This is a genomic window from Oceanivirga salmonicida (assembly GCF_001517915.1).
Lineage (GTDB): Bacteria > Fusobacteriota > Fusobacteriia > Fusobacteriales > Leptotrichiaceae > Oceanivirga > Oceanivirga salmonicida.
This window is the reverse complement of the sequence record NZ_LOQI01000058.1, coordinates 1-10,533: the sequence shown is the minus strand read 5'-3', so window position 1 is coordinate 10,533 and position 10,533 is coordinate 1. Positions and strand designations below refer to the sequence as shown.

Genomic DNA, 10,533 nt, shown 5'->3' with positions numbered 1-10,533 from the left:
TTTTTTTCTTTTAACCATAAGAAAAATCCTCCTTGATATATTTTATATTATATACCATAAGAGGATTTATTCAACCCTTATTTTTGATTTTTGAGAAGTTACAGACTTTTTACCGCACTCTCTCTTTTTTATTTCAAAAATTATTTTAAATTTTATATAATCTATGTTTTTATGGTCTTTCTACTAATACAGTAGTTCCCATTCCTCCACCTATACATAATGATGCTAATCCTTTTTTCACATTTCTACGTTTCATTTCATGTAATAATGTTACTAATATTCTAGCACCTGAAGCTCCAACTGGATGCCCTAAAGCTATTGCTCCTCCATTTACATTTGTTATTTCAGTATTTAAATTTAATTCTTTTATTACTGATATTGATTGTGCTGCAAAAGCCTCATTTAATTCTATTAATTCAATATCTTCTAATTCCCAATCAGAATTTTTTATTGCTTTTCTAATTGACGGTATTGGTCCTGTTCCCATTATAGAAGGATCTACCCCTGCTGTTGAAAATCCTTTTATTGTAGCCAAATATTCTATTCCTTCTTTTTCTGCTTTTTCTTTACTCATAATAATAAGCATTGCTGCTCCATCATTTATACCTGATGCATTTCCTGCTGTAACAGTTCCATCTTTTTTAAAGGCTGGTTTTAATTTTGATAATGACTCTATAGTTGTTCCATATCTTATATACTCATCATCTTTTATCTCAACTTCTTTTCTTTTTTGTAATATTGTTACTGGAACTATTTCTTCAATAAATTTTCCAGCTTTTTGTGCTGCTTCAGCCTTATTTTGACTCTTAAGTGCAAATTGATCTTGCTCTTCTCTAGATATTCCCCATTTTTCTGCTATATTTTCAGCAGTTATTCCCATATGATAATCATTAAAAGCATCTGTTAAAGCATCATAAACAACATGATCTATAAGTTTTGAATCCCCCATTTTTTGTCCAAATCTTGTTCCTTTTGATAAATAAGGTGCTTGAGACATACTTTCAACTCCACCGCATAATATAACATCTGCTTCTCCTGTTTGTATTACTTGCATTCCAAGACTTACTGATCTAAGTCCTGATCCGCATAAAATATTTATTGTCATTGCTGGTGTTTCACATGGTATTCCTGCTCCAATTGAAATTTGTCTTGCTATTCCTTGTTTATACCCTGCACTTAATATATTTCCTATATAAACATCATCTATTAATTCTGGACTTATTTTAGCTCTTTTTATTGCTTCTTTTGCTGCAACAATTCCTAATTCTACTGCATTTACATCTTTAAAACTTCCTCCAAAACTTCCTATTGGAGTTCTTACTGCAGATACTATTACAACTTCTTTTAACATACATTTTCTCCTTTCAACAATTTTCAATTTATTTTATACTGGTATAAACATTAAACATAATCCTATTAAGAATCCAAACACAATTAAATTTACTAAACAATAACCCATAATATCTTTAGCTTTTAATCCTGCTATACCTAATGCTGGTAATGCCCAAAACGGTTGAATTAAGTTAGTCCAAGCATCTCCCCATGCAATTGCCATAGCTGTTTTTGCTGCTGGAACTCCTAGTAATTGTCCTGCTGGCATCATTATAGGACCTTGTACCGCCCATTGACCTCCACCAGAAGGAACAAACACATTAACAACTCCTGCACTTATAAAACTAAATAAAGGGAAAGTTGTTTGATTAGATATACTAACAAAAAAGTTAGATATTTGTGCTGCAAGTGAAACTACTCCTTCACCTCCACCAACCATCATTCCCATTATACCTGCATAAAATGGAAATTGTATTAATATTCCTGCTGTTCCTTTTACTGCAACATTAACTGCATTTAAAAATCTTTTAGGAGTATAATGTAAAATAATTCCTAAAAATAAAAATATAAAATTAACTATATTAAGATTTAATTCAAATCCATTATTTAAAAAATAACTAAATATATATACTAATCCCATTAATCCTATTATAATTGAAAGAATGGGTGAATTTTCTAATTTATCAGCTGGTGTCATTTTTGATTTAATTATTTCTTCTTCTACAGGCTCTTCTAATAAACGAGGGTCTATAGAAAATGTTTCTTCTTTAGATGGTGTCATAGCAACATTTAACAATGGCATAAATACTAATATAAGAAACATTGGTATTAAAGTCATTGGTGCGAATATTGTTTCAGAAGTAGGAATTGGAGCTGTTAATGCTCCTTTAGTTATTTTTGATAGGTCTGATGATGCTGATGCAATTTTTAAAGGTATTGACCCAGAAAAACCTGCATGCCATACTATAAATGCAGAATAACCTGTAGCAATTAATAATCTATAATCTACTCCTTTAACTTTTTTAGCAACTTCTTTTGCAATTAGAGTTCCTATAATAAGTCCAAATCCCCAATTTAACCATGATGCAATAATAGAAACAACACTTACTAATGCTATTGCTCCCTTTCTTGATTGTGAAATAGATGCTATCTTTTTAATTAATTTTTCAACAAGTGGGGCTTTTGCTAAAACATGACCTGTTACTAAAACTAATGCCATTTGCATTGAAAAAGCTAATAATTCCCAAAAACCATTTGACCAATGTGATATCATCTGAAATGCAGATTGCCCTGTAAAAATAATTCCAGATACAAAAATAAATATTGTAAGTACTATTGCAAATAAAAATGGATCTGGAAGATATTTTTCAACCATACTTACACATGCCTTTGTAAATTTTTTAAACATTATTTATTATATAATATAGTCAAAGACTATAAAATATGCCTCCTTCCTTTATACAATCATATCTTTTAAATCTTCTGAAACTATTATCTTAGTTCCAGTAGCATCTTGTATTTCCTCAAATGTAAATATAGGATTTTTCTCTATCATTACTAAACCATCTTCAGTAATATCAAAAACACCCATTTCAGTTATAATCATATTAACTTGTTTTGTTGCTGTAAGTGGTAATGTACATTTTTCTAATATTTTTTTATTTCCTTTTTGTGTATGTTCCATGGCAACTATAACTTTTTTAGCTCCTACCACAAGGTCCATTGCTCCACCCATACCAGGAACTATTTTACCTGGTATCATCCAATTTGCAAGATTTCCTTCTTTATCAACTTGAAGTGCTCCAAGAACAGTAGTATCTACATGTCCTCCTCTAATAATCATAAAAGAAGTTGCTGAATCAAAAAATTGTCCACCTTTTTTTATAGTTACATATTGCCCTCCAGCATTAACTATATCTTTATCTTCTTTACCTTCTTCTGGGTAAGGACCAAGTCCTAAAAACCCATTTTCAGATTGTAAAATAATATTTATATCATCAGATATATAATTTGCTACTGTTGTAGGTAAACCTATACCTAAATTTACTACTTGTCCATCTTTAAATTCTTTAGCAACTCTTTTTGCAATAAAAGCTCTTATCTCATTTTTATCCATTTGAACCTCCTACTATAGAATCCACAAAAATACCAGATGTCATAACAACATCAGGGTCTAATTCACCAACTTCAACTATTTTTTGAGCTTCAACAATAACTTTATTAGCTGCTGTTGCCATTAAAGGATTAAAATTTTTAGTTGATTTTGCATAAAAAATATTTCCTGATTTATCAACTATACTACCAAAAATTAATGCATAATCAGCTCCAATTGCTTCCTCAACTAAATACTCTTTACCATCAATTGTCAATTTTTGTTTATTTTCTTCAACAATTGTTCCAATACCAGTAGGAGTAACAATTGCACCAAGTCCTGCTCCTTTTGCTCTAATTCTTTCTGCTAAAGTTCCTTGTGGAACTAATTCAACTTCAATAAAACCTGTATTCATTTGATTTCCAGTTTCTTTATTAGTTCCAATATGAGAAGCTATAACTCTTTTAACTTGTTTATTAGCAATTAATTTCCCTATACCATAATCAACAAATGAAGTATCATTAGCTATTATAGTAAGATCTTTTACATTTCTCTCTACTAATTTATCAACTATTTTATGTGGTGTTCCTGCTCCAAGAAATCCACCAATCATTAAAACACTACCATCTTTTATTTCGTTTAATACGAAATCAATATCTTTAACTTTACTCATCAATGCTCTCCTTTCTTTAATTTATAGTATTATACCCCCCCCCCCCTATAAAAGTCAAGGTTTTTTAAAAATTTTTTTCAAAATTTATAGTTTTATATTTAAATAGTAAATATATATTAAATTCCGTATAATTTTCAATAAATTTAATCCTATGCAACATTATTTAAACAAAAAAAAATTATTCCTAAATTATATTAGAAATAATTTTAATTTTTATTTAATTTATTATACATACTTTAAAATATTATCTATTTGTAAGCTTTACAGGTAATCCATATGAAGCCAATATATCTTCTGCCTTAATAACTTCTTCTTTGGTAGGAGTAGCATTATCTTTTAAAAGATATTTCTTTTTCATAAGTTCCCACTTTGGTGTTCCCATTTGATGGAATGGTAATATATCTACTCTTTCCACATTAGTAAATTTAGAACAATACTTAGCCCAATTATGTAAATCCTTCTCATCATCTGTATAACCTGGTACTAAAACATATCTAAGCCATACTGGTTTATTTATTTCTTGTAAATATTCAGCAAACTTTAAAGTTGGTGCTAAGTTAACTGATGTAAGAACCTTATATTTTTCAGGATCTATATGCTTTATATCAAGTAGTACCAAATCTACATATTCTAAAACTTCTTTGGTTCTATTAGTAAAAATATAGCCTGATGTATCTAATGCTGTATGTATACCATTTTCCTTACAAAGTTTAAATATTTCTTTGATAAAATCCGGTTGTGTTAAAGGTTCTCCACCTGATATAGTAACTCCACCAGTTTTAATAAATCCTCTTACTTTGTATATTTCATGAAATACTTCTTCTGGTGTAAGTTCTTTTTTTCTATCTTTAACATTCCAAGTATCTACATTATGACAATAAAGACATCTCAAAGGACACCCTTGAACAAATAAAACAAACCTAATACCAGGTCCATCTTTTGTTCCAAAACTCTCAAATGAATGCACATATCCTTTTTTCATATAAACTCCTTAAAATAAAGGTGCAAACAATGTTGCACCCTCAATTATTTACTACATCTTATTAGATATTGTTCTATTTATAACATCTAATTGTTGTTCTTTTGTTAATTTAACAAAGTTAACTGCATATCCAGAAACTCTTATAGTTAATTGTGGATATTTTTCAGGATGTTCCATAGCATCTTCTAATAATTCTCTACCAAATACATTAACATTTAAATGTTGACCAGTTTGACCAAAGTAACCATCTAATAATCCAACTAGATTTACTTGTTTTTCTTCTCTATTTTTACCTAATGTATCAGGTGTTATTGCGAATGTGTATGAAATTCCATCATTTGCATCTTCAAATGGTAATTTAGCAACTGATGCTAATGAAGCAACTGCTCCTGAAACATCTCTTCCGTGCATAGGATTTGCACCTGGTCCAAATGGAGCTCCACTTCTTCTTCCATCAGGTGTATTTCCTGTTTTCTTACCATAAACAACATTTGAAGTTATTGTTAATAATGATTGTGTAGGTATTGCATTTCTATACATTTTATGTGATCTTATCTTATTCATAAATCTAGAAGTCATATCTACTGCTATCTTATCTGTTTCATCATTATTGTTTCCAAATGCAACATATTCAGCTTCATTAATATAGTCTACTGCTAATCCTTCTTCATTTCTTACAACTTTAACTTTACCAGTCTTAATTGCTGCTAATGAATCGGCAACTATAGATATACCTGCTATACCAAATGCTTCTGTTCTCTTAATATTACTATCATGTAAAGCCATTTCGTAACTTTCATAAGAATATTTATCGTGCATATAATGTATCATATTTAATGCTTTAACATAAGTTTCTGCTAACCAATCTAACATTTTATCATATTTAGGGAATACTTCATCATAATCTAAGTATTCTGAAGTTATAGGTTCTATCATTCCTTTTGGTGTAACTTGTATTCCTTTAAGTTCATCTATACCACCATTTATAGCGTATAATAATGCTTTAGGTAAGTTAACTCTTGCTCCAAAGAATTGCATTTGTTTACCTATAGTCATTGGAGAAACACAACATGCGATACCATAGTCATCACCAAATTGTGGACTCATTAAATCATCATTTTCATATTGTAATGAAGATGTATCTATAGATACTTGAGCTGCAAATTTTTTCCATTCCATTGGTAATTTTTCTGACCATAATATTGTTAAGTTTGGTTCAGGTGCAGGTCCTATATTATATAATGTTTGTAAGTATCTGAATGAGTTTTTAGTAACTAATGATTTACCTTCTGAACTCATACCACCTATTGATTCAGTTACCCAAGTTGGATCTCCACTAAATAATGCATCATATTCAGGTGTTCTTAAGAATCTAATTATTCTTAATTTCATAACAAAGTGATCTATATATTCTTGTGCTTCAGTTTCAGTTATTCTTCCTTCTTCTAAATCTCTTTGAATAAATATATCTAAGAAAGTAGAAGTTCTACCTATTGACATAGCTGCTCCATTTTGATCTTTTGTTGCTGCTAAATATGCCATATATAACCATTGTACTGCTTCTTTACCAGTTTCTGCTGGTCTTCCTAAATCAAATCCATATGCTTTACCTAAATTTAATAATTGTTTTAAAGCTTTAATTTGTTCAAATATTTCTTCTCTATCTCTTATCATGTCTTCTGTAATATCTGAACCATCTATTGCAGCAAAGTCTTTTTGTTTTTGTTCTATTAAGAAATTAACACCATATAAAGGAACTCTTCTATAATCTCCTATTATTCTTCCTCTACCATAAGCATCAGGAAGTCCTGTAACTATACCAGTTTTTCTACATTTTCTGATATCTTCATTATAAACAGAGAACACTCCATCATTATGTGTCTTTCTATATTTTGTATATATTTCTTTTGTTTCAGGATTAATTTCATAACCAAAAGCATTTAAAGAATTTTCAACCATTCTTAATCCACCATTAGGGAATATTGCTCTTTTTAATGGTTCATCTGTTTGTAATCCCACTATTTTTTCTAATTCTTCATCAATATAACCTGCTCCATAAGCATCAATTTGTGAAGGTAATTTAGTTTCAGTATTGTAAATCCCTTTTTCTCTTTCAATAAGTAATTTTGGCGTTAATTTATCCCATAATTTTGTTGTAGCGTCTGTTGGTCCAGATAAAAATGTTCCGTCTCCTGTATATTCTGTATAATTTAATTTAATAAAATTAGCTACATCAATCTTTTCATTCCAAGATCCTGTTTTAAACCCTCTCCAAGCATCCATTTAAATCATCCTCTCCTTATTTTTTGTTTTCTGTTTTTCTGTACTGTCCTATATTAATATTCTAACTCTAATTTTGATTTTATTCAACAAAAAAATTGAATAGTTAAACTTTTAACTATACAATTTGCAAAAAATACCCATAAAATTATTTTTTTTTATTTCAATGTTTCAACATGTGAAACAAAAGCGGTTAAAACCTTATTTTTCATAATTACATTTTATTTCTTTATAAATTTTTTCCTTTTCTTCATTAGAAACTTTTAACAAATCAGACCTAGGGACATCTAAATATGAGTAATTATCAACAATAATTGTATTCACATATTCTTCTAATGCATCTATAATTTTGGCATATTCTAATCTTACATTAGATGACTTAGTAAATAATGCTACTCTGTTACTTAATAAATCATTTTTCCCATTTCTAATTTTTAAAATTTTAGCTATCATTTCTTGTTTAGTTTTATAAAAATAGATTTTATCTTTCTTTATTCCTAATTTAACAGCCAAATCAATAATATCTTTCTTAAATTTTTCATTATCATTTATAAAAATAGATAAATCATCATTTATTAAACTATTGGCATTTATTAACAATGATAAACTTTTTTTGGCTATTAAAAAATCATCAATATTAGATATATCAATATATGAAATATATTTAGGAACTAATTGATGCTCTGTTTTTATAACATCTTTTATCATAAAGTCAACTTTTATTTTTTTATCTGAGCAATATACCTCTTCTCCTTTTGAGTAAGATATACTATAAATTGATAATACTGATATAATTCCAATTAAAAATTTTTTCATAAATAACCCCTTTCCATTACCTTATATCACATATTATATCATAATAATTTTAATTTACAACATACTAAGTAAAAAAAAACAAGAATTTAAAAAATTTAATTTTTTAAATTCAAGTATTTCTGTTTTTTATTTAAAATTATTATAAAATATATTTCAAATTAGTAAGTTCTTAAACCTAATCTAATTCCAACTTTATTATCAAAACTTTTTGTTTTTGGTACATATGCTCCATCATATAATAATTCTGCAAGAGCAAATTTATGTGCTATTCCTAAACCAAGACCATAATATATTCCACCATCAAATTTTTTGGTTTTATCTTCTCTTGTTAAAGCTCCACCAAATCTAGTTGCTGTATATAATTTTGTGTGATTTTTTTTGTATAAATTTAATCTCATTAAAGCATAAATAGGTATAAATTCTTTTCCATATTTACCTTCATCTTTTCCACCAAATATTTTTGGTTGTTTGCTATTATAATGAACTGTAGTTACCCCAAAGTTATACTCAAATCCTGCACCAAAATCAACTTTTCTTGTTTCAATAGGTATAATTTCAGATCCAAAAACAAATCCCATACCATTTGTATTTTTCAAACCTAACTTATCACCATATTTTATATTATCACGATAAAAATCAAAACCAGTTCTAATATTCCATTCTGCAAATGAGTTCATAGCAACAAATGTAAATATCAACATCGCAAATTTTCTCATGTTATTTTACCTCCTATTTCTATATAAATGTTATTTAGTATACCTATTTTACAATAAAGAAATCTTTTTTGCAATAGGAAATAAAAATATTAAATTATGAATAAAATCACTAAAAAAATAATTGTTTAAATAAAAAAATTAGAGATCTTTAATAATTTTTTATTAATTTTTGATATAATTTATTTTTAATTTTTATCTTTTAATTTTTTATTAATTTTTTCTATTTCTTTTTTCTCAATAAGATAAAAAATTACCCAAATTATTAGATATATTATTGAGAATATTATAAAGTTTAGTATAATAGAATATATATCTCCACCAAACCAATGCAAATATTTACCGATTATAAAAACAGTTAAGTAGATTATAAAAATATGCATTAAAGTTTTTAAAAAAATACTCATGTTTTTTATATCATATATCATAGATGCTAAATTAGATATTATACCTATAATTGCAAAACATGCAAAAGATATTACAGTAGGTGTTAAATGATTATCAAACTTATTATAAAAACTTAGGTTAGTCGCATAATATATGTTAGAACTATTAATATAATTAAATATTAGTGATATAATAATACCATTTCCTATTCCTATAAAAGGACCCATAAATATTCTTTTTATCATCTCTTTTTTCATCTTTTTCTCCTTACTATACATTTAGAATTTCTTTAAATCTTTTTAAATAACCCCTGGAAACATAACTAAATATGCCTGTTTTAGTTTTTATTCTTATACTCCCACCAAAACTTGTATCAAAACTTTCTATATAATCTAGATTCATAATCTCACTATTTGAAATTCTAATAAACTTATTATTATCTAATTTTTCCTCTAATTCATATAAGTAATTTTTAATAATATATTCTTCATCTGAATATGTAGCATATACTTTCTTATCTTGTGAAAAAAATCTAACAATTTTAGAAACTTCAAGTATATATTTTTTATCATCTTTAATCGCTATTATCTTATCAAAACCCTTATAATTTTCTATAAGTTTCAAGAGTTCACTAATTTCATCAGTGATTTGATTTGTTTCAATAGTTAAAGTTGTTTCATCAATCTTTTCGTTTATAACTAAGTTTATTTTCATTTCTTCCCTCCCATTGATAGTATTCTAACATTTTTTACATTTGTTTTTTAGTGTTTTAAGATAAGTTGTATTATTTTTAAGATAGTTGGTATTTTAAGATGATTGGTATTTAAGATAATTGATACATAAAAGATAAATTTCCATAATTATAAGTAAAAAAAAAGAATGCATTAAAACATTCCGTTATATATTATACTTCATACACATATTTTTTGTCTTTACTAAACTCAATTTGCATATTTTTTTCTTCAAAAAACTTTTTAATAATTTCTATTGTTTCAGTATCTTCTTTTGCTTCTATTTCAATAACAGTTGAACCACAAGCATCTCTTAAATGTAATTTTGTTGGAACCTTTTCTTGTAATTCTAAAAAGATATCAAATGTTAAGTTACTTTTTCTCATAGCTAGTCTCCTTTTTAAATAAAAAAAATGGCGTCCTTGGTTGGATTCGAACCAACGACCCTCTGGTTAACAGCCAGATGCTCTAACCAACTGAGCTACAAAGACACCTTTAAACTTGGCAGATACCGATTTTCCCTTGTC

At 27.4% G+C, this 10,533-nt stretch carries 11 protein-coding genes and 1 tRNA gene; all 12 read right to left on the bottom strand.

Translation table 11 applies throughout. The features are described from left to right. Positions 1-169 precede the first annotated feature (169 nt). The gene (locus AWT72_RS06885; protein ID WP_067142830.1) at positions 170-1,351 is read right to left on the bottom strand and encodes an acetyl-CoA C-acetyltransferase; all 1,182 of its coding nucleotides are present in this window, start codon (positions 1,349-1,351) and stop codon (positions 170-172) included. Positions 1,352-1,384: 33 nt separating this feature from the next. Then, positions 1,385-2,740 (bottom strand): short-chain fatty acid transporter, encoded by a 1,356-nt coding sequence (locus AWT72_RS06880; RefSeq protein WP_067142827.1) that lies wholly within the window; start codon positions 2,738-2,740, stop codon positions 1,385-1,387. 48 nt (positions 2,741-2,788) lie between these two features. Further along, positions 2,789-3,448 carry a 3-oxoacid CoA-transferase subunit B gene (locus AWT72_RS06875; protein WP_067142824.1) on the bottom strand — a complete coding sequence of 220 codons (660 nt, stop codon included), beginning with the start codon at positions 3,446-3,448 and terminating at the stop codon, positions 2,789-2,791. Next, the gene (locus tag AWT72_RS06870; RefSeq protein ID WP_306765433.1) at positions 3,441-4,100 is read right to left on the bottom strand and encodes a CoA transferase subunit A; all 660 of its coding nucleotides are present in this window, start codon (positions 4,098-4,100) and stop codon (positions 3,441-3,443) included. Before AWT72_RS06870 ends, AWT72_RS06875 begins: the two co-directional genes overlap by 8 nt. 241 nt (positions 4,101-4,341) lie before the next feature. Further along, on the bottom strand, positions 4,342-5,079 hold the full coding sequence (pflA, locus tag AWT72_RS06865; RefSeq protein ID WP_067142818.1) for a pyruvate formate-lyase-activating protein: 738 nt from the start codon (positions 5,077-5,079) through the stop codon (positions 4,342-4,344). 51 nt (positions 5,080-5,130) lie between these two features. Further along, positions 5,131-7,362, bottom strand: a complete 2,232-nt coding sequence (gene pflB / locus AWT72_RS06860; protein ID WP_067142815.1) for a formate C-acetyltransferase — start codon at positions 7,360-7,362, stop codon at positions 5,131-5,133. A 198-nt stretch (positions 7,363-7,560) separates the two neighbouring features. After that, positions 7,561-8,175 carry a hypothetical protein gene (locus AWT72_RS06855; RefSeq protein ID WP_067142812.1) on the bottom strand — a complete coding sequence of 205 codons (615 nt, stop codon included), beginning with the start codon at positions 8,173-8,175 and terminating at the stop codon, positions 7,561-7,563. Positions 8,176-8,333: 158 nt separating this feature from the next. Further along, positions 8,334-8,891: a hypothetical protein gene (locus tag AWT72_RS06850; RefSeq protein ID WP_067142809.1), complete on the bottom strand. Its 558-nt coding sequence runs from the start codon at positions 8,889-8,891 to the stop codon at positions 8,334-8,336. A 185-nt stretch (positions 8,892-9,076) separates the two neighbouring features. Further along, a complete protein-coding gene (locus AWT72_RS06845) occupies positions 9,077-9,532 on the bottom strand; it encodes a DUF3021 family protein (RefSeq protein WP_067142805.1) in 456 nt (151 codons plus the stop codon). Between the two features lie 13 nt (positions 9,533-9,545). Next, positions 9,546-9,989, bottom strand: a complete 444-nt coding sequence (locus AWT72_RS06840; protein ID WP_067142801.1) for a LytTR family DNA-binding domain-containing protein — start codon at positions 9,987-9,989, stop codon at positions 9,546-9,548. A 190-nt stretch (positions 9,990-10,179) separates the two neighbouring features. Further along, positions 10,180-10,392 (bottom strand): RDAC family protein, encoded by a 213-nt coding sequence (locus AWT72_RS06835; RefSeq protein WP_067142798.1) that lies wholly within the window; start codon positions 10,390-10,392, stop codon positions 10,180-10,182. Between the two features lie 28 nt (positions 10,393-10,420). Next, positions 10,421-10,497, bottom strand: a tRNA-Asn gene (locus AWT72_RS06830). Positions 10,498-10,533: the final 36 nt, after the last annotated feature.